Origin of the sequence: Hoeflea sp. 108 (assembly GCF_000372965.1) — a bacterium.
In the GTDB taxonomy this organism is placed as follows: Bacteria; Pseudomonadota; Alphaproteobacteria; order Rhizobiales; family Rhizobiaceae; genus Aminobacter.
Map to the genome: position 1 here is coordinate 281,908 of NZ_KB890026.1, position 21,707 is coordinate 303,614.

24 protein-coding genes and 5 pseudogenes are annotated in these 21,707 nt (G+C 59.7%); 14 read left to right on the forward strand and 15 right to left on the reverse strand.

Annotated elements, in window-relative coordinates:
* Nucleotides 1-90 precede the first annotated feature (90 nt).
* The 4 genes from B015_RS0129330 (at nt 91) to B015_RS0129345 (ending at nt 4,355) form a co-directional block, all read left to right on the forward strand.
* Complete coding sequence (locus tag B015_RS0129330) at nt 91-639, forward strand: invasion associated locus B family protein (RefSeq protein ID WP_018431342.1); 549 nt, start codon at nt 91-93, stop codon at nt 637-639.
* Nucleotides 640-740: 101 nt separating this feature from the next.
* Nucleotides 741-1,598 (forward strand): AraC family transcriptional regulator, encoded by an 858-nt coding sequence (locus B015_RS0129335; protein ID WP_018431343.1) that lies wholly within the window; start codon nt 741-743, stop codon nt 1,596-1,598.
* A 791-nt stretch (nt 1,599-2,389) separates the two neighbouring features.
* Nucleotides 2,390-3,328: a kinase gene (locus B015_RS0129340; RefSeq protein WP_081623608.1), complete on the forward strand. Its 939-nt coding sequence runs from the start codon at nt 2,390-2,392 to the stop codon at nt 3,326-3,328.
* Nucleotides 3,318-4,355 (forward strand): PLP-dependent cysteine synthase family protein, encoded by a 1,038-nt coding sequence (locus B015_RS0129345; protein ID WP_018431346.1) that lies wholly within the window; start codon nt 3,318-3,320, stop codon nt 4,353-4,355. Before B015_RS0129340 ends, B015_RS0129345 begins: the two co-directional genes overlap by 11 nt.
* Here B015_RS0129345 and B015_RS34120 read toward each other — a convergent pair.
* Nucleotides 4,305-4,787: a pyridoxal-phosphate dependent enzyme gene (locus B015_RS34120; RefSeq protein ID WP_280657956.1), complete on the reverse strand. Its 483-nt coding sequence runs from the start codon at nt 4,785-4,787 to the stop codon at nt 4,305-4,307. The genes B015_RS0129345 and B015_RS34120 overlap by 51 nt on opposite strands.
* Nucleotides 4,681-5,079 carry a pyridoxal-phosphate dependent enzyme gene (locus B015_RS34125; RefSeq protein ID WP_026227889.1) on the reverse strand — a complete coding sequence of 133 codons (399 nt, stop codon included), beginning with the start codon at nt 5,077-5,079 and terminating at the stop codon, nt 4,681-4,683. Before B015_RS34125 ends, B015_RS34120 begins: the two co-directional genes overlap by 107 nt.
* 318 nt (nt 5,080-5,397) lie before the next feature.
* Here B015_RS34125 and B015_RS31935 point away from each other — a divergent pair.
* From B015_RS31935 to B015_RS0129365, 3 genes and pseudogenes are all read left to right on the forward strand, one after another.
* A pseudogene (locus B015_RS31935) lies at nt 5,398-6,029 on the forward strand (tyrosine-type recombinase/integrase).
* A 272-nt stretch (nt 6,030-6,301) separates the two neighbouring features.
* Nucleotides 6,302-6,619 (forward strand): metalloregulator ArsR/SmtB family transcription factor, encoded by a 318-nt coding sequence (locus tag B015_RS0129360; protein WP_018431348.1) that lies wholly within the window; start codon nt 6,302-6,304, stop codon nt 6,617-6,619.
* Nucleotides 6,616-7,092: an SRPBCC family protein gene (locus B015_RS0129365; protein WP_026227890.1), complete on the forward strand. Its 477-nt coding sequence runs from the start codon at nt 6,616-6,618 to the stop codon at nt 7,090-7,092. The genes B015_RS0129360 and B015_RS0129365 overlap by 4 nt, the downstream gene beginning before the upstream one ends.
* 586 nt (nt 7,093-7,678) lie before the next feature.
* Here the strand turns inward: B015_RS0129365 and B015_RS0129375 are convergent.
* Nucleotides 7,679-8,248, reverse strand: coding sequence for a TetR/AcrR family transcriptional regulator (locus B015_RS0129375; protein ID WP_018431351.1), 570 nt, complete (start codon nt 8,246-8,248; stop codon nt 7,679-7,681).
* Nucleotides 8,249-8,322: 74 nt separating this feature from the next.
* Here B015_RS0129375 and B015_RS0129380 point away from each other — a divergent pair.
* Nucleotides 8,323-9,204, forward strand: a pseudogene (locus B015_RS0129380) (NAD(P)-binding domain-containing protein); the annotation flags it as partial.
* A 316-nt stretch (nt 9,205-9,520) separates the two neighbouring features.
* A complete protein-coding gene (locus B015_RS0129385; protein ID WP_018431353.1) occupies nt 9,521-9,853 on the forward strand; it encodes a YciI family protein in 333 nt (110 codons plus the stop codon).
* A gap of 193 nt (nt 9,854-10,046) precedes the next feature.
* Here the strand turns inward: B015_RS0129385 and B015_RS31940 are convergent.
* The 5 genes and pseudogenes from B015_RS31940 to B015_RS34010 form a co-directional block, all read right to left on the reverse strand.
* Nucleotides 10,047-10,398: pseudogene (locus B015_RS31940) on the reverse strand (DUF2200 domain-containing protein).
* Nucleotides 10,399-10,439: 41 nt separating this feature from the next.
* On the reverse strand, nt 10,440-10,844 hold the full coding sequence (locus B015_RS0129395) for a VOC family protein (protein ID WP_018431355.1): 405 nt from the start codon (nt 10,842-10,844) through the stop codon (nt 10,440-10,442).
* Between the two features lie 70 nt (nt 10,845-10,914).
* The gene (locus tag B015_RS0129400; RefSeq protein ID WP_018431356.1) at nt 10,915-11,244 is read right to left on the reverse strand and encodes a metalloregulator ArsR/SmtB family transcription factor; all 330 of its coding nucleotides are present in this window, start codon (nt 11,242-11,244) and stop codon (nt 10,915-10,917) included.
* On the reverse strand, nt 11,228-11,746 hold the full coding sequence (locus tag B015_RS0129405) for an SRPBCC family protein (RefSeq protein WP_245262440.1): 519 nt from the start codon (nt 11,744-11,746) through the stop codon (nt 11,228-11,230). Before B015_RS0129405 ends, B015_RS0129400 begins: the two co-directional genes overlap by 17 nt.
* A gap of 69 nt (nt 11,747-11,815) precedes the next feature.
* Nucleotides 11,816-11,896: pseudogene (locus B015_RS34010) on the reverse strand (glutathione S-transferase family protein); the annotation flags it as partial.
* Between the two features lie 478 nt (nt 11,897-12,374).
* Between B015_RS34010 and B015_RS0129410 the strand changes: the two are divergent.
* Genes B015_RS0129410 through B015_RS0129420 form a run of 3 tightly spaced genes read left to right on the forward strand, consistent with a single transcriptional unit; the run spans nt 12,375 to nt 14,026 of the window.
* Entirely contained in the window at nt 12,375-12,899 is a 525-nt protein-coding gene (locus B015_RS0129410) for a MarR family transcriptional regulator (protein ID WP_026227891.1), read from the forward strand.
* Nucleotides 12,896-13,669 carry a HEAT repeat domain-containing protein gene (locus B015_RS0129415; RefSeq protein WP_018431359.1) on the forward strand — a complete coding sequence of 258 codons (774 nt, stop codon included), beginning with the start codon at nt 12,896-12,898 and terminating at the stop codon, nt 13,667-13,669. The genes B015_RS0129410 and B015_RS0129415 overlap by 4 nt, the downstream gene beginning before the upstream one ends.
* Nucleotides 13,670-13,684: 15 nt before the next feature.
* Nucleotides 13,685-14,026 (forward strand): DUF6616 family protein, encoded by a 342-nt coding sequence (locus B015_RS0129420; RefSeq protein WP_026227892.1) that lies wholly within the window; start codon nt 13,685-13,687, stop codon nt 14,024-14,026.
* Between the two features lie 190 nt (nt 14,027-14,216).
* On the opposite strand, the pseudogene B015_RS32950 reads toward B015_RS0129420, so the two are convergent.
* The 7 genes and pseudogenes from B015_RS32950 to B015_RS0129455 form a co-directional block, all read right to left on the reverse strand.
* A pseudogene (locus B015_RS32950) lies at nt 14,217-14,916 on the reverse strand (biotin/lipoyl-binding protein); the annotation flags it as partial.
* Nucleotides 14,917-14,972: 56 nt separating this feature from the next.
* Nucleotides 14,973-15,521, reverse strand: a complete 549-nt coding sequence (locus B015_RS0129430) for a GNAT family N-acetyltransferase (protein ID WP_026227894.1) — start codon at nt 15,519-15,521, stop codon at nt 14,973-14,975.
* Nucleotides 15,522-15,989: 468 nt separating this feature from the next.
* Nucleotides 15,990-16,976, reverse strand: coding sequence for a substrate-binding domain-containing protein (locus tag B015_RS0129435; protein ID WP_245262441.1), 987 nt, complete (start codon nt 16,974-16,976; stop codon nt 15,990-15,992).
* 138 nt (nt 16,977-17,114) lie between these two features.
* Nucleotides 17,115-17,447, reverse strand: a complete 333-nt coding sequence (locus B015_RS0129440) for a hypothetical protein (RefSeq protein WP_018431364.1) — start codon at nt 17,445-17,447, stop codon at nt 17,115-17,117.
* Complete coding sequence (locus tag B015_RS0129445; protein WP_018431365.1) at nt 17,444-18,331, reverse strand: NAD(P)-dependent oxidoreductase; 888 nt, start codon at nt 18,329-18,331, stop codon at nt 17,444-17,446. The genes B015_RS0129440 and B015_RS0129445 overlap by 4 nt, the downstream gene beginning before the upstream one ends.
* A complete protein-coding gene (locus B015_RS0129450) occupies nt 18,328-18,810 on the reverse strand; it encodes a gluconokinase (RefSeq protein WP_018431366.1) in 483 nt (160 codons plus the stop codon). Before B015_RS0129450 ends, B015_RS0129445 begins: the two co-directional genes overlap by 4 nt.
* A gap of 22 nt (nt 18,811-18,832) precedes the next feature.
* Nucleotides 18,833-19,588, reverse strand: coding sequence for an SDR family oxidoreductase (locus B015_RS0129455; RefSeq protein ID WP_018431367.1), 756 nt, complete (start codon nt 19,586-19,588; stop codon nt 18,833-18,835).
* A gap of 79 nt (nt 19,589-19,667) precedes the next feature.
* On the opposite strand from B015_RS0129455, the gene B015_RS0129460 reads away from it, so the two are divergent.
* Together B015_RS0129460 and B015_RS0129465 are read left to right on the forward strand one after the other, a co-directional pair.
* A complete protein-coding gene (locus tag B015_RS0129460) occupies nt 19,668-20,615 on the forward strand; it encodes a 2-hydroxyacid dehydrogenase (protein WP_018431368.1) in 948 nt (315 codons plus the stop codon).
* Between the two features lie 9 nt (nt 20,616-20,624).
* Nucleotides 20,625-21,656: an L-idonate 5-dehydrogenase gene (locus tag B015_RS0129465; RefSeq protein WP_026227896.1), complete on the forward strand. Its 1,032-nt coding sequence runs from the start codon at nt 20,625-20,627 to the stop codon at nt 21,654-21,656.
* Nucleotides 21,657-21,707: the final 51 nt, after the last annotated feature.

Below are 21,707 nucleotides of genomic sequence, written 5' to 3' on the forward strand. Positions count from 1 at the left end.
GTGGCAACCAATCCTAGACCTTGATGGGCCACGCTCGTAAACGGCGTGACCCATCGAGGCCAAACTCACCAGAGCGAGTGCGAAAACACCATGAAGACCTCCAAATTTGCCAGGCATCTGCTGCTCGCATTGATCGCCACGGCTTCGACCACGGCTGCCATGGCCCAGTCGACAGGCGACGTGCAGGGGCCGAGCGCATTGTCCGAAACCTACGAGGCCTGGACCGTGCAATGCGCCAACAGGATGGAAGGCGAACAAGCGAAACGCTCCTGCCAGATGAGCCAGGAACTGCTGCAGCAGGGTACCGGCCAGCGCGTGCTCATGTTTGCACTCGGCAACACCGGCCAGGGCGCCAAGGCGACAATGGTGCTGCCATTTGGCCTGCGTTTGTCGGACGGCGTGCGCGTCAGTATTGCCGAAGAGGAGGTCCTGCGAGGTGCCTTCCGCACCTGCCTGCCAGCCGGATGTGTCGCCGACATCGACTTGGCCGAGGAGCTACTCGGAAAGCTCGCGAACGCCGAGACTGCCAGCGTGCTGCTGACTGCCGACAACGGCCAGCCGGTGAAAACCGACGTCTCCCTAAAGGGGTTCAAGCCGGCCTATCAGCGATTGGTCGCGTTGGCAGGTTCAGGTAAGTGACGCGCTGGAATATGTTGAGGGTCCAATGACATGAAGATCATTCTTGATCGAACCTGCTCTAGGATCTCAGCCATCAGCAGACAGTATCGCGATTCGTCTCCATGAACATTGCACGAACGGCTCTCGACTTCATTCCAGACAAGGATCGCAGCCGGATCGTAACCTCAAGTGGTGGCGCTACCCATTCAATCCGCTCCGCCACTTCGCTTACGTTCATTGCCGAGAGCCACTATGCGACCGTGTTTTTCACTCCCGCTAAAAAAGTGAGGGCTTCGGTCGACACCAGTATGGCGCAGGAGTTCGACGTACCCGCGGGGGCGCTAGGTATTGTACCTGCCGGCGCCGAACCTATGACGATCTGGCCCAGCAGGAAGGAAAGCGTCTCAGTGGTAATCACGCCAACTGCGATGGCAGCCCTTTCGGAGGGGGAATATGACGGCAAGATATTCGAGCCGCGCCCGACAATGGCCACCGCAATTGACCTGAACGCCCTGCATTTGGCCAATCTGCTTAAAACAGAGCTTACAGAGAGACCTGCAGCGAACGAACTATATGTCGATTCGATCGTTACCTTATTCGGCATACATCTTCTGAGAAACTATTCTCAGGCCGAGCATCGGGCGACCGCGGCCCGCGGGGCGTTGTCACCACGCAATGTACGACGCATTAGGGAGTACCTCGCCGAGAACTTCACCAGCAAACTGCTTGTGGCCGATCTGGCCGCGGTTTGCGAATTGTCCCCGCGCCATTTCATCCAGGCCTTCACCAAATCCTTCGGCAGGCAGCCACATCAGTATCTGATGGGTTTGCGATTGGATTTCGCCGAACACCTGTTGATCGAAGGGAAACTGACGGCCACGGAGGTTGCCTTGCTCAGCGGCTTTGCCAGCCAAAGTCACCTTACTTATACGCTCAAGAAACATCGAGGATTGACACCGGTCCAGGTGCGGCAGCGGTAACCAAACAGTGTTGAGGAAAGAGGGCGGGTAAGGATGTACGGGCGGAGGAAGCCCCAATGCCGGTATCGGCAAGAAATCGATGGCGAACCATCTGTTTTAAGTCAGGCTGCTTGCCGTAAAGAGGCCCAACGCGACAAAGCCAGATCACTCCGATATGCCCGACCGCACCGCGCAACGTTGCGTCAACCGAACGGCCTGTCCGTGTCGAGGTCCCCCCGAAGCGGATCATCAATTTCCGGGCCTAAGTGGACGCTCAAAAAGCCATAGATGCGCCTGTAATTCGCCGGCACAAAAAGAAGCAGCGCACAAAGTGGAGACATCGGCGCGTCCGATCGGACGACAGTGCCGGGGCGATGTCGAAGCAGGTTCGCGCCCAATTCGCTCGGTTAGCAAGGCGACCTAAGGAGGTTCAGCATGGCGCCGCGTAGCGGGAACCGGGACTGATCGCCTCCGACGAATGGTCAATTCAGACAGGCGCGATCCGGGAGCGCGTGTACCCGCTCCGAGAAATGTGCGCCTGTCTCCAGGATTGCCGGCGCCTTGTCTCAGGAGGCAAGGCGCGGCGTTGCTTATCCTGGGCTGCAGTCGCACGAAAACCATGGCGACCGATCGGTCGGCGATGGCGGCATCGCCATCGATAACGCCCTCATCATTTGCGCTTCGGGTCGCTCTCGACGCAAGGCAGGCAGGGCGGAACGATCCTCAGGTCAATACCAGTATCCCGCAAGTGACTGGCCGAGCCTGCGCCCCCATCATTGGAGCAGACGTTCGTTGTTCGGGAATAAAAGCCCATGCCAGTCGTTGCCAACAGTCCACGATCCAAGCCGGCCAGGCAGGCAGACGGAGATGCAATTGCCCATCACGGGGAACTCCTGCAGGGGGTATTCGAGGATAATCATGGGCGCGCGCATCGTGGCCTGGTGACGCTGCCACTGGATAGTCTTCGTTCCAGCGCGTGGATTGAACTCGATGTTGGCGGGACCGTCTGTGTCAAGCCCGCCTACCGGGTGAAAGCACTGCGGGCCGCGCAACTGACCTTGGAGCATCTCGGGCATCCGGGCTTGGGCGGCCGCCTGATCATCGAAAGCGACATACCGATCGGACATGGCTACGGCTCGTCGACTGCCGACGTTGTTGCCTCCATCCGAGCGGTGGCAGCCGCGCTTGGGAAAAGGTTGCTCCCTTCGACGATCGCTCACATGGCAGTTGCCGCTGAAATCGCCTCAGACGCGATTGCGTTCGAAACTGAAGCGCTGCTTTTTGCACAACGAGAAGGGAAGATCCTGGAGCATTTCGGTGGGGCGCTGCCCCCATTTGTCCTGGTAGGATTCAAGGCCGATGCGACTGCTGGTGTCGACACGCTCGAGCTTGCTCCGGCTCGATACAGCAGCGAGGAAATCCAGCTCTTCCGTATCCTTCGTGGGATGGTCGCGCGCTCGGTTGAGATCCAGGATGTGCGTCTGCTTGGCCAGGCGGCGACAATGAGCGCGCGCATCAGTCAACGCTATTTGCCCAAGCCGCGTTTCGAAGAGGTGATCGACGTCGCTGAGCGCTTTCAGACTTGTGGCATCCAGGTGGCGCACAGCGGATCGCTCGTTGGGCTCATGCTCGATGTTCCATCGGCCAGCCGGGAGAAGCTCAGTACGATCAACGCGGTGCTCGGGGAGAAGGGGTTCCAGGACATCGGTATCTTCTCAATCAACTCGACGGTGAGCGCTCATGTCCTTTGAGGTCGACTATTTCAGAGCGCTGGAAACGCCACGTCTGGCACCGCTCGGTCCAAACATTGTCGCGGCCGCTTTTCCATTGATGAAACTGATGCCAGCGCGATTCATCCTCGACCAGGCCGAGAGGTCGGGCGAACTGAAGGCAGGCGCCCATATCGTAGAAACCACCTCCGGCACATTCGGCATGGCGGTGGCGCTTCTCGCCGCAGCACGTGGGTTCCCGCTCACCTTGGTTACCGCGGCCACGTTGATCGACCAGACTTATCAACATCGGCTGGAGCGGCTCGGTGCGAAGGTCGTCGCACTTGCCGACGAACGCGGCGACGGCAACCAGGCCGGAAGACTGGCGTATCTCAGGGAACTACAGGAAAATGAGCCTGGCGTCTTCTGGACGCGGCAGTACGACAGTCCGGGAAACTGGCAATCCTATGCTCGCCTTGCCGAACAGTTTGTTCGCGCGATGGGCCAAATCGACTGGCTCGTCGGTTGCATCGGGACCGGTGGCTCCTTGTGCGGGACAGGGACCTTTCTGCGTCAGATCTTCCCGCATCTGAAAGTTGCCGCTGTCGACACGCATCGAAGCGTGCTTTTTGGTCAACCCTTGGGCAAACGCATGCTGCGCGGGCTCGGCAACAGCGTGATCCCGGCGAATGTCAGGCATCATCTGGTCGATGAAGTGCATTGGGTCGGCGCCTATGCCGCCTATCATCAGGCTCATTCGCTGATGCGTGACCGTGGGATCTTCATGGGGCCGACAAGCGGAGCTGCCGCGCTCGTCGGCAACTGGATAGCACGGACCAATCCGGATGCGACCGTCGCGGTCATCATGCCTGACGAAGGGCATCGTCACGCCAACGCGGTCTATGACGACGATTGGCTCACGACGCTGCCCGGTTGGCCGTGTGAGCCCGTGCAGGAGCCCGAAACTCTTCTCACAATCGAGCCAAGAGCCGAATGGGAGTGGACGCGGTTCGAATGGTCAAGGAGGCATCTGGAGGATGTCATTGTCACCCCAGGCGATCTGAACTGAACGCCTATATCGCGAGAGCCTCAGACATGCATTTTTCTTTGAGGCAACGCTTTTGCTCAGCCACCCCCATGCGTCCTCAACACGGTCAAAAGCAACCGGGGAATCTGCCGACGCCATCGAAACATCGAAATCTTTCAAACCGCTGGCAGTCGCAACGGCAACCACCCGATCATTGGGCGACATCGTCTGTTTCTCGCGCAATTGCTGAATTGCGACCAGCGGGGCGGCCGATGCCAGTTCGACGAAGAGACCTTCTTTGATTGCCAGTTTCCTTTGCATGCGCAGCAGTTGTTCGTTGGAAACGCAGACAGCCAAGCCGCCAGTATCACGCAATGCCTTCACAGCCTGGTATGTGCTGCGTGTCGTGCCAATCGACAGTGCTATCGTTTCGCAGGACGGCTGCTGTTCCTCGATCCGGTCGAAGCGAGCCATGCACCTCAGCAGCGACGAGCCTTGGAATACGCCCGATCTTTCCCCGGCTGAGCAGGTCTCGGAAGCCTGCCGCTACTCCTGCCAGCGCATCCCCATAACAAACGGGCAGCACACACCAGTCGGGCACATCGCCATACAATTGCTCCGCGATCTCGTAGGCAATCGTCTTGTACCCTTCGATACCTATCGGGTGGCTGCCGACCACCGGGTGACGGTAGGGAGACGCAACAAACCAGCCCGGACGATCGGCGACGCGCTCGAGAAGGCTCCACCTGTCGTTCTTCTGTGCCATCGGGACCACCGAGGCACCAATCTCAGGATCACTTTATTCTAAAATGTTATGCCATTTGCGCTGCGAAGCAAAAAACGCCCGCTCTTGGCGGCGGGTCCAACGTTGCATCAGAACGGACCCCGTCGAGTCGGGTCAGTTTGTCCAACGCATATTGGCCACAGTACGTCTTGTGAGACGGGATCCCACAGAACTTAGCGCCCGAATGTCCGCTTTCCCTGAGCCATCAGCCAAACCCAGACAGTCCGGTTCCGGCCCCTGAGCGGCGATGCTGGCGATCCCGTTTTCTCCTCTGGCCAATCAAGGCCGAGGAGAACTCACATGGGTCACTCTGAATATGATGATGCTAGCCGCGAGCGTGCAGCTTGAACGCTGGGAAGAAGGTAGGGACGAAACGCCCACTCACGCAGAAGCAGATCTGGGCTGTTCGCTTCTTTCTCGATCGCGAGCGCCGTATCAGGGATCGTGCGCTGTTCGATCTAGCGATCGACAGCAAGCTTCGCGGCTGCGACCTGGTCAAGATCAGGATTCGCGAGCTGGTCGCCGGACCGGAGATCAGGACGCGAGCGATCGTCGTTCAGCAAAAGACGGGGCGGCCGGTCCAGTTCGAGATCACTAGTGATGTGAGGGCGAGCCTGCTCGCGTGGCTCGAACGGCGTGGCGGCACGGTCGAAGATTATGCCTTTCCTAGTCGGATCGATCACGCTCGCCACATGAGCACGAGGCAGTACGCCCGACTGGTTGACGAGTGGGTGACCGCGATCGGCCTGCGTCCCGAGGAGTATGGCACTCATTCGCTTCGGCGCACGAAGGCATCAATGATCTACAAGGCTACGGGCAATCTTCGCGCCATCCAGATTCTGCTTGGTCACTCCAAGATCGAGAATACAGTCCGATATCTCGGTGTCGATGTGGAGGACGCGCTGCTACTTTCCGAACGAACCGAAATCTGACCTTGAGCGGTCATCCGACGCTGCGCGGATGGCCGCTTCGACGCAGGGGACAGGCTGCCAACGCTGGCTGCCACGGGGTGGGAAGCGGAATGACCGCTTTTGGGCGGGCATAGCAAGCAAGCGGACGTTCGGTCAGCGAACACGATCTACAGCTCTTCACCATCTCGGCCATTGAAGTTGGCTTTGTCACTGGCTCAAAGCAGACAGTTGGGCCATTCCCGAAAATCCGCTTGGGTCTTGCCATCATTATAAGTTTCTGCTTATGATAATTTATGAGTTATGATTATGCAGGCATGGTGGCATTGGCCGACCCTACAAGACGTAAGGTGTTTGAGCTTGTCGCGGAAAAGCCGCACTCGGTCGCCGAACTGACGCGGGCGTTGCCAGTGTCTCAGCCTGCGATCTCGCAGCATCTCAAGGTGTTGCGCGAGGCGCAGCTCGTGCGGGCGGAAGCGCGCGGCGCGAGTAATGTCTACCACCTCGACCGTCATGGGTTGGGATTGATGCGCGCCTGGATCGACCGGATGTGGGGCGATGCCCTCGAGGCTTTCAAACAGGAAATTGATGCGACGAAGGAGCAGAAGGAATGACTATAGCGATCAAACCGACTCCGGTCAGGAAATCAGTGATGGTCGACGCCCCGATCGCCCGCGCGTTCGATGTGTTCACCGCCGGCTTCGGGCGCTGGTGGCCGTCAACCCATTCCATCGGCGGGTCGCCGATCAAGACCTCGATCATCGAGCCGCGATCTGGTGGACGATGGTATGAAATCGGCGAGGATGGCAGCGAGTGCGACTGGGGCGAGGTGTTGGCGTGGGAGCCGCCAGCGCGTGTTCTTCTCGCTTGGCGGATCGGTGCTAATTGGCAGTTTGATCCTGATCTTCTGACCGAAGTCGATGTCCGGTTTACGGCACTGGGAGACAATGCGACCCGCATCGATCTCGAACATCGGCTTCTTGAGAACATGGGTGCGGCGGGCGAAAAAGCGCGCGAAATTTTCGACTCCGAAGGCGGGTGGACCGGCATCCTTGCGGCCTATATGGCCGCGGCGGGATCGCTTTGACCCATTCCCTTCCCCGGTCGGCTCGCACGATGGGCACCGGCGCGTTCGGACAGCGCCGAGCCGCCGGCCTACGCCATGACGAACAACAAGGCTGTCGCCGCTCGTCAGGTCTGCTTGGGGTCGTTTGCCGAACGTCCGCTTTAGCTAAATGTGTTTCGAAAGCGGACCGGCAGATTTCGGCCTCACTTAAGCCGGAAATTGGTCGCTTCCCGAACGACAGCTTTCGGGAAGCGACAGCAGGTCGCGGAACGGCCGAGATGAGGTCGGTTGCCGAATGGCGGGTTATTGCGAGATTTCGCCAAAACCGGACCGACCGCAAACGGCCCCAATCACGCCGAAAATCGGCCTCTGAACGTACGGCAGGTTTCGGTCAGCGGCAGTGCCAATCGGAACGTCCGAATTGAAGGCCGACCGCGGAATGGCCGCTTTCAAGCGGCCTCGTTCGGCCTCTGCTCGTCTCGATCGATAAACGCCAATGCGCCGTCGAAGCACGGCGCAATCTGCGACACACTTTCCAACAGGCCGATACTGGCCATGTCGAAGGCGACGAGCTGATAATATTGGCTTTCGCGCAGATGCCGCGCCGTCAGGCGGCGCGCAGGCTGCCGACGATCAGCTTCACGAACACCGTCCTGGCTTCGGTGTCGGTTACCTTACCTGCCTGCAGTTCGCGCGCGATGGCCTCTGCCGCGCCCAACAGGCCAGTGCAAAGGAGACGAAGCTTGTCGCCGGAAACAGGAGTGAAGGGTTGCAGCGCCAGGGCGACGATGGTGACGTATTCCCCCAGCATGCGCGACTGCTGGAGCGCTATATCAGGGCTGCCCTGAAGTGCTGCAAAGATGGCGGGGCCTTCCTGGCCCATGTTGGACAGGCAGCCAAAATAGGCTGCGGCAATGGCGTCGGCCACGGCGGCAGGCTGGCCCGGCATTTTACTCAGCTCCTGGCGCAGCTGCTTTACATAATTGTCCTCCAGCCGCTGAAACAAGGCGAGCAGCAGGCCGGCGCGCGTTGAAAAATGGTCGTAGACGACGGGCCGGCTGACATCGGCTCGCAGGGCGAGCGTGCCCAGAGTGAGTTCATCGGCGCCCTGCTCCCGAACGATCTCAAGGGCCGTATCAAGCAGTTGGCTACGGCGGCCATCTCTCGGCAGCTTCATATTTTTGCCCTCTCCTTGACTCCTACAATTTGTAGGTTACATTTTGTAAGTTCGCAGTCAAGCAGGACAAACAGGAAATAGACATGGGTGACGTCACGGTAATCGGCCTGGGTGCGATGGGCACCGCATTGGCGCGCGCGTTCCTCTCCGCCGGCAAAACGACTGTTGTCTGGAACCGGACCTCGGCAAAGGCCGAAGATCTGGGAGATGAAGGGGCCGAGGTCGCGCTGACCGCCGCGGAAGCGGTCGCCGCCAGCCCGGTTCTCGTCATGTGCCTGTCGGACTATGCGGCGACGCGCGGCATTCTCGAAGACAAAGCCGTGGCCGAGATCGTCGGTGGGCGGCTTGTCGTGCAATTGGCCTCCGGCACATCGAGGGAAGCCCGAGCCATGGCGGCATGGGCGGCGAAGCGCGGTGCGGACTATCTCGACGGCGCAATTTCCGCGTGGCCGAGCCAGATCGGCGGAGCTGATGCCGCAATTCTCATTGCGGGTCCCGAGACGATTTTTGCCTCGGTCAGCCCCCTTCTTCAGGCGTTGGCCGGCAGTCTTATGCATGTGGGCCCCGATGTGGGCCATGCCAAGGCGCTGTTTGGCGCTGCCCTGGCCTATTACGCCGCCCATTGGATCGGCTTCAGCCACGGCGCAGTCATCAGTGAAGCCGAAGGGCTCGATCCGGCTCGGTTCGGGGAGTTGTTGGCGGGCTCCGCACCGTTCTTCGCAGACGACATGCGTCGCATGGGCCGGGTCATCGCCACAAACAGCTTCGACGCACCTGAAAGCACGATCGGGTCCGTGCGCGCCGATATCGCGCGTCTCGTCGAAGTATCCGACAATCTGGAGATCGGCGCCGATTTTCCGAACTTCGCGGCCTCGGTTTTCCAGCGCGCGGTGGACGCGGGTTATGGCGCCGAAGAACACTGCGCGGTCACAAAGGTGTTGCGCGGCACCGTATGAGCCACGGTCGCCTGTGGTTGTTCCAAGTGCTGGCGCGTCCTCGGAATGCATCACAAAGGGGCTCTCCTTGTCGCGCTGCCAGACGTTTCGACTGAGATTGAGGCCTTGCGTCACGATATCGGGGCGGCGCAAAAAACAGGTTGCATAATGCAATCAGATTTGTGACGTTGTGAGAATGCCAGCCCGGCATGCCGAAGCCCAAGGACATCAGGTGCAGGCCCCCTCGGTCGTCCCCTGGGTGTCCCGATCGTCTGCGGGCCTACTGAGACGCCGCGGCGACCAATGCCGCGGATCCCACGGAGAAGGAGACAAAGCCATGCCCAGGTTTATCACAATCGGATATGGCGACGCTGCCGGCTACAACAGAACAGCCCAGTCTGTCAGGGACGCTGCCCATGCACAGGACGCGAAACTGCGGTCGGAAGGCGCTGTCATAGGCATTGCCGGCAACCCGGTCCAGGTCCGCAATCCAGAGGCCCGCGACCTGCAAACGCGCGACGGACCGTTCATGTCGTCGGCTTTGCCGATCGCGGGCTTCGCCATCATCGAGGCGACCGATCTCGCCGCCGCCATCGCAAAGGTTTCGCAGGTACCCTGCGCGGTGGCGCACGGCGTCGTTGAAGTCTGGCCCCTGAAAGAGACAGGCTGATCGGCTCTCGCGACCGCCTGCCATAGAGAGGCCGTCAGCCGGGACGTCACCTCGGCGCACCGCCGGTTTCCAACCGACGACCATCATGAGGTCCGCTGCCGAAGGCCGTCTCATGTCGCGCCGTTCGACTATTGGCTGTCTCGACCGATAAACGTAATCGCTTTCCAAGTTCGGCCGTGTTGACGCGATCGCATCAATTTCGCAGGATTTTCTCCATCGCCTTGCCCTTGGCCAGTTCGTCGATCAGCTTGTCCAGGTAACGGATTTCCCGCATTGTCGGCTGTTCGATGTCTTCGACCCTGACGCCGCAGATCACGCCTGTGATCAGAGATCGTGCGGGATTCAGTTGAGGCGCGGCGGCAATGAAATCCTCGAAGCTTGACTGCTTTTCGACCTGAGCATTCAGCCCTTCCTGAGTGTAGCCCGTCAACCAACGGATGATCTCGTCGACTTCCGCCTTAGTGCGTCCCCTTTTTCTCCGCCTTGGCAATATAGAGCGGATAGACGCTGGCGAAGCTCATTGAATATATTTGAGGCTTGGTCATCGGGCCTCCTCAGCGCCGTTGCGTGAACAGCCCTCGCAAACTTAGACGAGATTCAGCTGCCAGGTGATGCCGAAACGATCGGCGACCCAGCCAAACCGGCGGCTGAAGCCATAGTCGCCGAGCGGCATCAAGGCACTGCCGCCGTCCGACAGGGCGGCAAACAAGCGCTCGACCTCTTCCTCCGTGTCACATTCCACGAACAGCGACATCGAGGGTGTGAAATTGAAGGCATGCGGGAGCGAATTCTCGCTGGCCATGAAACGACGCCCATTGAGGACAAAGATCGCAGTCTTAACCGTGCCCTCGGCCCGGCCCTCGCCGGGTTCCCAGAGATCGATCCGTTCGATGCGGGCTTGGGGAAAAAGTGAGACGTAGAAGTCGACGGCTTGTCTTGCTTTGCCGTGGTTCTCTCCCGAGAACATCAGGAAGGTGAGGATGTCTTTCACGACGGATCTCCTTCAGTGACAATGAGTATGCCGACGTATCCGGCAGTTGCGGATGTGGGCGGAAGTGACGTCACGCTGTCTCGACAAGCGACTTCAGGCGGTCCAGCGCGCGGTCCCAGCCAGCTGCGATCGTAGTAAGGAACGCGCGCGCCTCTTTGATGCGGTGGGGGTCGAGTCCGTATCGCACTTCCCGGCCGTGGCGCTCATGCACCACCAGCTTCGCGGCTTCCAGCACTTGCAGGTGCTTCACGATCGCCTGTCGGGAGATGGCCTGCCCGTCCGCCAGGGTGGTAGCCGACAAGGCGCCGGCGGCCAGAAGCCGAGTGACAAGGGCAAGGCGGGTCGCGTCTCCCAACGCGGCGAACACACTCGCTAAGTCTTGTTCAGATCCGTTCGACATAGCGCCTGAGGTTCTCGATCTGCGCGCTCCAGCCGCCCTCGTTCATCATGAAAGCGCGCTTGCGACGATGCGGCGGCACGCCTTCGAAGCCAGATTCCGTAACTGTCAGCCGTGTGCCTTCGGCAACCGGTTTCAGACGAAACTCAACGAGGGTGGTGGATTCTTTCGCAGGATCATACGCCGCATCGATGCCATAGGGAATCCAGCGGAAGCTGAAAAGGCTCGGGGCTTCCATGCGTTCGACGGTACAAAAGACGGTATTCGGTTGAGGCAGACGTATGGCCGTCGGTTCAAGGCCGAACGAAACTTGGCATCGCATGACATATGCCTCGTCAAATCCACCCTCGAATGTGCCGGTTATTGTCTGACCCGGAGCAAAGTTCTGATTCAGTTTGATACCGAACCACTGTGCAAACTCAGCAATGTTGGTGATGGCCTGCCAGACACGTTCGATGGGCGCCCGCAGCACGATCTCCTTCTCGATACGATCGAATGTGTTCACTGCGCCTTCCATCGTGCAACGAATTGGTTGCACCATACAAAGCCAGCCAGGATAGTGCAATCAAAGAGGCGCCCAACGCACACGTATATCTCGCGCCAGTCCTTTGCCGCCATCAGGCGACCGTTCAAAGACGGTAATGGTGCTGATCATTGTGTCTGTCTCCATGCTTAATCCATTGGCTTTGGTCCACAGAATGATGACGAATGAGATTGCCGGAAACCGACATGTTCTTTGAAATACATCGTTGACGTTCGGCAAGATTCTCGCCGGCCTAGAGCGAGTCGGCGCGTTCCTTCTTGCTTGCGCTTCCAGGCGGTGTCGTAAAAGACGAGTGTGCGCCGATGCAGTCCCGGCCGCCGCCGGCTCGCCTCTAAAGTAACGATCACCTTGCGGCTATGGCACCCCAGGGACACGCGTCCACGGCAACCGCCCAAACTACTGGATGGCCGAATCCCGATGACGTCCCTGAGCCACGAGTTCCGTTTCGTGGCGGCTGATCGGCTGCGACCTCAGCCCCATCATTCAGGGCGGATCATTGCAATTGAGACGACAGAGAGATTGGGGCTCTAGGTCGCAAGGTGCGTCCCGCCGATTGATTAACGTTAGGTACAAAACTATACGTCGCCATATGAGATTCTTGGAACAAAAACATCTGGCAATGCTGGAGGAAGCGGAACGGCGTGCGGCCGCCCCGCCTGATAGCCTACGCGCCTGCTTCGAATTGCTGGCGCTGGCAGGTGCTATCGATAGGGATTGCGCAGCGCGGCTTGCACCGTACCGTCTGTCGGAAGGCAAGTTCGTCCTGCTGTTTCTTCTGCACGACCAGCCCCACGGCTTGTCGCCGCATGAGTTGGCTGAACGGGCTGGCGTAACGCGGGCGACGATCACCGGCCTTCTCGATGGCCTTGAGCGCGATGGCTTCATTGCTCGCCGTTCCGGGCTCGAGGACCGGCGCAAGATTGCTGTCGTACTGACCGATCTTGGGCAACAGACGGCGCGCGACCTGTTCAGCGAACATGCGAAGTGGATCGCGACGCTCTTCGCTGGCTTTACCGCCGAGGATCGCAAGACGCTCAATGGCCTACTGCAACGCATCTGGAAAAACCTTGATGCTCGCGTCGGTCTGCAAGACGGCCAGGAGGTGCGCGCATGAGCACGGCCAAGCCAAAGGCGCGCGGCGTCAAGGACATTCCGGCCGACCGTCTCACACAACTCGATGCCGGCGCGGAAACCACGACACTGACCGAATGCCTCGCGGTCGATTTCGCCGCGCTCATGGGCAATATCCTGCCGGAGATCGGCGACCACGCCCTGGCCGATATGAGAGCGGAGACATCGACCGGCATTCTGCGGCGCATGGCGTTGGCTGCCGGCTTGATCCAGCGGGAGCTTGGTCCGGCAGCTTTTGACAAGATCGCAAATCATCCTTCGGACACAGCGCGCGGTTGGGCCTGTTTCATGATCGGCAGTGCCGGGGACAGGTCGCTTGCCGACCGACTGGCCGCGATCCGCCCCTACGCCGACGATCCGCATTTCGGGGTGCGAGAATGGTGCTGGATGGCGGTTCGCCCACACCTTGCCGCCGAGCTGGAGACGGCTATCAGCTTGCTCGCCGATTGGACGGCGGACCCGTCCGAGCGGGTGCGCCGCTTTGCTTCCGAGGCAATCCGGCCTCGCGGTGTCTGGTGCGCGCATATCGCGGTGATGAAGAAGCAGCCGGAACTGGCGCTCGCCGTCCTCGAACCGCTGCGCGCTGATCCCTCCGGCTATGTGCAGGATTCCGTCGCCAATTGGTTGAACGACGCTGGCAAGGACCAACCTGATTGGGTTGAGGCTCTATGCGCCCGCTGGTCCGCTGAAAATCCATCGCCAGCGACGACACGCATATGCCGCCGCGCGCTTCGCTCCATCAAGCCGAACTGACAGGAAAGTAGGATAATGGCCCACTATTTAACCGAACTCTACACCGCGAAATCGACATGGTTGGCGCTCTCGGACGAACAGCGCCAGCAGTTCTTTGCCAGCGTCGGCGCGGGGATGCCCGCCTTGATGGACCTCGGCATCGAACCCGTCACCATGGGCAAGGTCGATGCCTCCAAGCTCCATTCGGCCGCCCAGACCTTCTTTGCCGTGTGGCGTTGCCCCGACGATGCCGCGCTCGAAGCGCTCGTCGGCGGCATCGCGCAAACGGGCTGGCATGAATATTTCGACACGATCAACGCTGGGGGCGAAGGTACCGATCTCATGGGGCACCTCGCACAGCTTGGCGAGGCCGCCTAGAGCTGTCCAAATGCGTCGGCGTTCCAAGAATGCCCAAGCACAAAGCCGCCGAAACTTCTCAGTGGCCGTATCCCGTTGGCTGCGCCCGAAACCCGCAGTCGCACTCACATCGAGATCGCCTGCTTTTGGTTCGCCGCCGAAGTCTGCTTTTGGGGTGTAGCAAAGCTGCTCGCTGCGGCGGAGATGCGGGCGCGTAACCCAGGCGAGCCTGCGCGGTAGAGAGGTTGGCCTGCGCTTGATTGAGCTGTGTTGATGCCATGACATAGTCGCTCCCGCCTGGCTGCGAGGTATAAACCGCCAACGGTGCAATGCGGACCTGGGTGCGTGCGATGTCGAGATTCTTAGTGGCAGCGTCCAGTGCCTGCTGGGTGCCAAAACCGACTTTGGAAAGCTGGGCAGCTCTTTGATACTCAGCTTGGGCATCGGCGAGTGTTGCCTGTGCCTGTTTCAAGGCCTCCTGAGCTGTCGGCAAGGTGAGTTCGTGCAACTGCCGTATGCGGGCTTGGCCTGAGCGACCGCGCCTTGTGCCTCGACAACGGCGGACTTGAACTCATCTTGCTCAAGCGCGACGAGCGGCTGTCCCTGTTCGACCTTCTGACCTTCGTCGACCAGTACATCCGCCACTGTGCCGGTGATCTGGCTCGATATATCGACGCGGTAGGGCGTTTCCACGTTGGCACTGGCAACCACCGTCTTGAAAGATCGCCACGGAGCACCGGATAGACGACCACTGCCGGCCCAATCAGCCAGCGTGCCACGGCTAAGCTCACCGCGAAGGCAAGAAGCAGAAGCCCGGACAATGCCCATCTGTGGCTCCAGGCGAAATGCCCACCGCTTAAGAGGGCCGACCTGTGCGAATTTTTGGGGTAGGGCCTAGTGAATTGCAGCATGAGAATCTCGGAGGAATGGACGTTGTCAGTCCTCCTCAAGTCATATCAAAGGCGGCTTACCGCCCTGGTTGCTTGGAGCCGGTCTTGTGTTCGACTTGAAGCTGTCGCCTGACCAATACGAGCGTTGGATCGTCAGGGTAGCTAGTGATGGTGAAACCCATATCCTGCTCAAGATCGATCGCTGCGTGGTTTTCGCGAGATTCGATCGATATGATCGCCTCGAGGCCAAGCTGTTGCGCATACTTGGCTACGTATCCCAGAAGCTCCCAACTGACACCGAGTTGCTTGTGGTCGTCCCGGATGCAAAGCGCGACTTCCCCCTCGCGACCTGACGCGTCGATGGCCAGCATCGCAACGGCAATCAGGACGCCGTTCGTCGAAAGGGCCAAAAAGTTATGAACCCGGCTGTCGTCCGAGCGCGTCATTGCCAAAAGCCGCTCGTGAGAAACAGACTTTACGCCTGCAAGGAAGCGAAAACGCATATCCTGCGGGCTTACATGCGTGAAGAATTCCGCGAGAATTGCTTCATCCTCGATGCGCGCGCGACGCACTTCGAAACGAAATCCGGTACGCGTGGCAAGAGCAATCTTGAGGTCGTGTGCCATGACTAAGCTCCATCAATACGCCACGATCGGATCGTGCTTCCGCTCGGGCTGGATGGGCAAGCCTATCCCCTCACTGCCTCACTGCTTTGATCTCCATCAATTTTGCTGCGGCCAGACGCGCCCGTGCGAAGCAATCACTCTGCTTATGGCCTGAGCATATCGAATATTACCTGTCCGACACTCTTGGTACATGCGATGGCTGGTAGCGGCACTGTGAGTGCCGGAAGTGCTCAGGCGCCTTCGTTGTCGGCTTGAGGTCCATCGGCCTTGAGCAGTTTTAATACGTTGATCCAGGCCCCGAAGATTTTTGTATCGGTGAAGTATCTCGACTAGAAGCAGACAGTCCGGAATCGGCCCCCATCCCGCCCCCCCTTTGGCGACCCAAATCGGATTCGAACTGTGCGGCGCAAGAGAAATATTCATTCCTTATTCTAGACACGACAGTCGGAGGACGTTGCCCTGGCAGCATCAACCGCTGCTTTGTCGCAAGATCAATTCTGGTCCTATCAGAACATGATCTAGCTGTGCTCCGCCGTCTAAGATGCCAAGAATTAGTGAACCTGCACGGCTGCCTATCTCCCTGGCGCGGGCATCAATTGTCGTGAGTGTGGGAACGCATATGTCGGCGATCTCGTAGTTTCCGAATCCGCCGACCGCAATGCGTCCCGGGACGGAGAAACCCTGTCGTTGACACTCGGTCAGCGCGCCGAAGGCGGATAGGTCAGATACGCAGATTACAGCCTCGGTGTCAGGAAAGTCAGATAAAAGCCGGGCCATTGCAATCGCACCTTCACGCATGGAAATTGGCGGCGTCCCGGCTGCAATGAGCCGCGTGGGATCTAGCCCGTGCTTCTTCATTGCCGATATGAAACCTCGACGGCGGTCACTGCCACGGGTATCGCGACTGGTATCGCCGCCAAGAAATGCGATGCGTTGATACCCTATTCGTACGAAGTGATCGACCATCCCCCGCACAGCATCGGCATTCGAGAAACCTACGTAGTGTCCGATGGGGTCGGCGGGCACGTCCCAAGTCTCGATAACTGGTATCTGGGCATTCTCCAGCAGCCTGCGCGCGCGCGGCGTATGCTTGCCCCCGGTGACGACGATCGCTTGCGGCTTGCGGCGCAAGAGTTGCTCGATCAGTCGCTCCTCATTCTCTACGTCGTAGTTGGTATAGCCGAGCAGAATCTGCATACCGGCGCCGGCAAGTACTTCGGACAGGCCGGCCACCGTGTCGGCGAAGTTAGCGTTGTTGATCGACGGTATAGTGACGGCGACAAAACCGGTGCGCTGCGAACGGAGATTGGAGGCAGTCGAGTCAAAGACGTACCCCATATCCTCCGCCGTCTTGAGTATGGCCTCGCGGGTTTCTCTGCGGATGAGACTGTCACCCTTGAACGCGCGGGAGACCGTCATCGGCGAGACGCCGGTGATACGCGCGATGTCGGCCATTGTCGGTGGCTTGCGGTTTGGCTTCATCAGCGCAGTCAAATTTCCGGTCGATGCCGTTATAGATATCAGGACACTAGATCGAGTGCAGACTTGTAATGCAATACCGTCAACGGCTTGCTCATCCGACCCATCCCGGCATTACAGCACGAACTCGTTGGCCAGTGTGACATGGTGATGGACACGCCCTTCGAAATAGCGCGATAGCACGGCTTCGGTGGCGGCGCGCGACTCAGCCCGAACAGGGCTAGCCAACGCGGCATCAACGGCAGCCAGGTCGGGATAGTTTATCGCCAGGATCATCGGGTACTCAGGTGCACCTTCGTCGCGCTTTTCGGCGAACGAGACCCGCACGTCGAGAGCGCCAGGGAATTGCTTCCACTTCGGCAGCACGGTCTCTAGTACGGCTGTGCGGAATTCCTGTTCCTGGCCTGCCTTGACGCAACCCTCGAATATTGCATAGCGGGTGATCATGTGGATATCGGTCCCTTTATTCCCCTGAAAAATTCCATCAGAGCCGCCTGGTCCTCACCGCCTAGGCCGGCCGCGGTGAGCAGGCGGTGAACCTCGGCGCAGATCGCTGTCAACGGCATGGCGGTATTGGTTTTGCGGGCCAGGTCTTGCGCGGCGTCGAGGTCCTTCACCATGTTGTCGATCCGGCCGGTTCGGCGGTAGTCGCGCGCGATATAGCGTGGCATGTATTCCTGGAGGATTGCGCTGTCGGCGCGTCCACCTTTCAGGGCTTGGGGGAGCTTGGCGGCATCTATGCCAGCATCCAGTGCCAGTTGCGTCGCCTCCGCTACCGCAAGGAAGTTCAGTCCGCATAAAACCTGGTTAATCAACTTTGTGGTTTGGCCTGCTCCCACGGGTCCCATATGAGTGGCGGTGCGAGCGAGATGACGGAGTACTCCGCGCGCATCGTCAACGTCCGATTCCGTGCCACCAAGCATTAGGATCAGCTCTCCGGTGAGCGCCTTTGGAGCACCGCCGGACAGCGGGCTGTCAACCCAACGGAGACCGGCGCTGGCCGCTTCCGACGCCAGATCCTTTGTCGCTCCTGGGTCGATCGAGGACATATCGATGATCATTGTGCCCGACCGCGCACCGGCAGCGATGCCGTCTTTGCCGAACACGCTGGCGCGCACGATTTGCGCCGAGTTGAGACTGAGGATGACATAGTCAGAAGCCGCAGCGGCGGCGCCACTGCTGGTGGCCGCAACAGCGCTCAGTCGGGTCAGTGCTTCCACCCTGGAAGGGTCAAGATCGAAGACAATCAGGTGGTTGCCGGTTTCGAGCAGCCGCGTTCCAATCGCATTGCCCATTGCTCCGGCGCCGATAAGAGCCACCTTGTTGCTCATGCCATTTTCTCCTTTAACGCCATCACGATCGCCGCAACAACTTCGCCTAGCGGTCGGTCGACGTCGACCATGACGGCGTGTTCGTCTGGCCCAGGTATCTCAAGTATGGCGAACTGACTGTCGAGCAATTTTAGCGGCATGAAATGACCTGAACGTGCAGCCATGCGAGCAGCGATCAGCTCGCGTGTGCCGGCCAGGTACACAAAGGTAACCGGCGCTCCAACCTCTTTGCGAATTCGGTCGCGGTATGCACGCTTGAGCGCTGAGCATCCGACAACCGTCACGCCCTGGCGAGTGGCAAGTACTTGGCCCACGGCAGCAAGCCACAGCCACCTATCCGCGTCGCAAAGAGCTTCCCCGCGGCTCATCTTGGCGATATTGCAGGTCGGGTGCAGCGCGTCCCCGTCGACATAAGTCGAACCGGTTAGGCGCGCGAAAGCCTCTCCTATCGAGGTTTTGCCACAGCCCGCGACACCCATAAAAACGATGCCTCGGGGCAGATCAGAGCGATGCAGTGATGCCTCCATCGACGTAAAGAACGTGCCCGTTGATGAAGGAGGAAGCATCCGATGCGAGAAAGACGCATGCCCCCACCAGCTCTTCCACTTTGCCCCAACGACCGGCGGGTGTACGCTGCTCGAGCCAAGCAGAGAAGGCCGGGTCGCTGACCAAAGCGGCGTTGAGTGGCGTGTCGAAGTAACCGGGTGCAATGGCGTTACACTGAAGGCCTAGTCTCGCCCAGTCCGTTGCCATGCCCTTGGTTAGATTTCCGACCGCACCCTTTGTAGCGGTATACGGCGCAATGCCAGGCCGCGCGAGAGCAGTTTGGACGCTGGCGATATTGATGATTTTGCCCGCACCACGGGCGATCATATGGCGAGCCACGGCCTGTCCTGCATTGAACACCGACGAAACATTTGTCCGTAAAAGCTGCTCGAAGGCATCGGCTGGAAACTCGGCCAGTGGGGCGCGGTATTGCATGCCGGCATTGCTCACGAGAATGTCGATGGGGCCGATGCCCGCCTCGATCGAGTCGATCGCCTCGCGGGTCGCTATGTGGTCGGTGACGTCAAAGGCAAGCGACGCTAGGCCACCCAGTTCCGCGGCGGCGGCGGCAAGCTTAACGGCGTCGCGCCCATTCAGCACGACTTCAGCACCCGCATCCCTCAGCCCACAGGCAAGTGCGAAGCCGATCCCTTGAGACGAGCCGGTGATAAGGGCGCGACGGCCAGTGAGGTCGAACAGTGGGAGACCCATCAGTTTTTCTCTCTCGACAACGTGACAGAGACCTGTCTATGTTATCGATAACATTCTTGTCAAGTGATCGGGACACTCCATGCCGCGTCCGCACCTTCTTCAGATTGGCCCCTATCCGGAATGGGACGAAGGTCCCTTGAACGCAGCGTTCGTTGCGCATCGATATTTCGAGGCCGGGGACAAGGATGTCTTCCTCACGCAGGTGGGACCATCCATCCGGGCGATCGCGACTCGAGGAGAACTTGGCGCTAGCCGCGCGCTGATGGAGTGCTGTCCAAACCTGGAGATCGTCTCGGTTTACGGAGTCGGATATGACGCGGTCGATGTCGACTTCTGTCGGGCGCGTGGCATCCGTGTGACGAACACACCAGACGTGCTGACTAAGGACGTCGCAGACCTCGGCGTCGCCATGATGCTCTGCCAATCGCGGGGCGTGATTGGGGCTGAGGGATGGGTGCGCGACGGAAGTTGGACGTCGCAGGGGCTCTACCCCCTGAAGCGCCGTGTCTGGGGTCGGCGCGCCGGCATTCTGGGGCTGGGACGTATTGGCTTTGAGGTAGCAAAGCGACTTGAAGGCTTCGGCATGGACATCGCCTATAGCGGCTCCACGCCGAAGAAGTACGCCGAGGGCATGGAGTTCGTCGCTGACCCGGTGGCGCTTGCAGACAGGTCCGATTTCCTCTTCGTGACGCTCGCAGCCACACCCACGACGAGACACATTGTCGGCCGTGAGGTCATCAGAGCGCTCGGGCCTGACGGAATGCTGATCAACATCTCACGTGCGTCAAATATTGACGAGGAGGCGCTACTTGATGCGCTGGAAAGTGGGGCGCTTGGTTCGGCAGCGCTGGATGTATTCGAGGGGGAGCCGAAGCTTAATCCCCGCTTCCTGGCCTTGAGCAATGTCCTACTCCAACCACACCACGCGTCAGGCACGATCGAGACGCGCAAGGCGATGGGGCAACTCCTGCGCGACAATCTCCAAGCCCATTTTGCCGGCATGCCGCTGCCGACAGCTGTCATGTGAGGCATGCTGATGAAAGCGATCGTTGCCCATGCGCCGCGGGATTTGCGGATCGAGGAACGGCCGGACGAGCAACCCGGTCAAGGCGAAGTGAAGCTTCGGCTCGCTGTCGGGGGAATCTGCGGCAGTGACCTCCACTACTACAATCATGGTGGCTTCGGTTCTGTCAGATTGAGGCAGCCGATGGTGCTTGGCCATGAAGTTTCGGCTTATGTGGAAGCACTAGGTCCGAACGTCGAAGGCCTGGAGGTCGGTCAACTCGTTGCCGTGTCCCCATCGCGGCCTTGCCGCTCATGCCGTTACTGCCAGAAAGGCCAGCACAACCAGTGCCTCAATATGCGATTTTATGGCAGCGCAATGCCGTTTCCGCATGTCCAGGGTGCATTTTGCGAGCGGTTGGTCGCGGATTCGACCCAATGCGTTCCTGCTGACGGGCTAACCGCCACCGAGGCCGCGATGGCCGAGCCACTCGCGGTCGTATTGCACGCCACGAGCAGGGCGGGGGACTTAATCGGCAAGCGAGTGCTTGTGACAGGGTGTGGGCCCATTGGCGTGCTGGCGATCATTGCGGCACGGAGGGCAGGCGCAGCCGAGATCGTGGCGACTGATCTCTTTGAGAGCTCACTATCGATGGCGCGGTCCTGCGGCGCTGACACGGCAATCAACATTCAGGACGAACCAGATGGCCTGGTGTCCTACGGCCTCAACAAAGGTACTTTCGACATACTCTACGAATGTTCCGGCGCTTCTGCCGCCTTGGCAAGTGGGATAGCGGCCCTGCGTCCACGCGGGATTGTTGTGCAGCTTGGTCTCGGCGGTGACACGACGCTGCCGATGATGGCGATCGTCTCCAAGGAAATCGAGCTTCGCGGCTCGTTCCGCTTCCACGACGAGTTCGCGGTTGGTGTCGAACTGATGCGCAAGCGGCTCGTCGACGTTAGGCCGCTCATCACACACACATTGGAGCTCGGCAAGGCCGTCAAAGCCTTTGAGCTGGCATCGGAACGAACCCGAACGTTGAAGGTACAGATCGCATTTTCGTGAGACGAGATGGCTTTCGACGGCAGGCGCTTGCGAGCCAACCAAGACGGTAAC

What these genes read in the sequence shown, in the direction of transcription:
- B015_RS0129330 (WP_018431342.1), top strand. Translation starts at nt 91, where the DNA reads ATGAAGACCTCCAAATTTGCCAGGCATCTGCTGCTCGCATTGATCGCC.
- B015_RS0129335 (WP_018431343.1), top strand. Translation starts at nt 741, where the DNA reads ATGAACATTGCACGAACGGCTCTCGACTTCATTCCAGACAAGGATCGC.
- B015_RS0129340 (WP_081623608.1), top strand. Translation starts at nt 2,390, where the DNA reads ATGCCAGTCGTTGCCAACAGTCCACGATCCAAGCCGGCCAGGCAGGCA.
- B015_RS0129345 (WP_018431346.1), top strand. Translation starts at nt 3,318, where the DNA reads ATGTCCTTTGAGGTCGACTATTTCAGAGCGCTGGAAACGCCACGTCTG.
- B015_RS34120 (WP_280657956.1), bottom strand. Translation starts at nt 4,787, where the DNA reads ATGGCTCGCTTCGACCGGATCGAGGAACAGCAGCCGTCCTGCGAAACG.
- B015_RS34125 (WP_026227889.1), bottom strand. Translation starts at nt 5,079, where the DNA reads ATGGCACAGAAGAACGACAGGTGGAGCCTTCTCGAGCGCGTCGCCGAT.
- B015_RS0129360 (WP_018431348.1), top strand. Translation starts at nt 6,302, where the DNA reads ATGAGTTATGATTATGCAGGCATGGTGGCATTGGCCGACCCTACAAGA.
- B015_RS0129365 (WP_026227890.1), top strand. Translation starts at nt 6,616, where the DNA reads ATGACTATAGCGATCAAACCGACTCCGGTCAGGAAATCAGTGATGGTC.
- B015_RS0129375 (WP_018431351.1), bottom strand. Translation starts at nt 8,248, where the DNA reads ATGAAGCTGCCGAGAGATGGCCGCCGTAGCCAACTGCTTGATACGGCC.
- B015_RS0129385 (WP_018431353.1), top strand. Translation starts at nt 9,521, where the DNA reads ATGCCCAGGTTTATCACAATCGGATATGGCGACGCTGCCGGCTACAAC.
- B015_RS0129400 (WP_018431356.1), bottom strand. Translation starts at nt 11,244, where the DNA reads ATGTCGAACGGATCTGAACAAGACTTAGCGAGTGTGTTCGCCGCGTTG.
- B015_RS0129410 (WP_026227891.1), top strand. Translation starts at nt 12,375, where the DNA reads ATGAGATTCTTGGAACAAAAACATCTGGCAATGCTGGAGGAAGCGGAA.
- B015_RS0129415 (WP_018431359.1), top strand. Translation starts at nt 12,896, where the DNA reads ATGAGCACGGCCAAGCCAAAGGCGCGCGGCGTCAAGGACATTCCGGCC.
- B015_RS0129420 (WP_026227892.1), top strand. Translation starts at nt 13,685, where the DNA reads ATGGCCCACTATTTAACCGAACTCTACACCGCGAAATCGACATGGTTG.
- B015_RS0129430 (WP_026227894.1), bottom strand. Translation starts at nt 15,521, where the DNA reads ATGGCACACGACCTCAAGATTGCTCTTGCCACGCGTACCGGATTTCGT.
- B015_RS0129435 (WP_245262441.1), bottom strand. Translation starts at nt 16,976, where the DNA reads ATGGCCGACATCGCGCGTATCACCGGCGTCTCGCCGATGACGGTCTCC.
- B015_RS0129440 (WP_018431364.1), bottom strand. Translation starts at nt 17,447, where the DNA reads ATGATCACCCGCTATGCAATATTCGAGGGTTGCGTCAAGGCAGGCCAG.
- B015_RS0129445 (WP_018431365.1), bottom strand. Translation starts at nt 18,331, where the DNA reads ATGAGCAACAAGGTGGCTCTTATCGGCGCCGGAGCAATGGGCAATGCG.
- B015_RS0129450 (WP_018431366.1), bottom strand. Translation starts at nt 18,810, where the DNA reads ATGGGTGTCGCGGGCTGTGGCAAAACCTCGATAGGAGAGGCTTTCGCG.
- B015_RS0129455 (WP_018431367.1), bottom strand. Translation starts at nt 19,588, where the DNA reads ATGGGTCTCCCACTGTTCGACCTCACTGGCCGTCGCGCCCTTATCACC.
- B015_RS0129460 (WP_018431368.1), top strand. Translation starts at nt 19,668, where the DNA reads ATGCCGCGTCCGCACCTTCTTCAGATTGGCCCCTATCCGGAATGGGAC.
- B015_RS0129465 (WP_026227896.1), top strand. Translation starts at nt 20,625, where the DNA reads ATGAAAGCGATCGTTGCCCATGCGCCGCGGGATTTGCGGATCGAGGAA.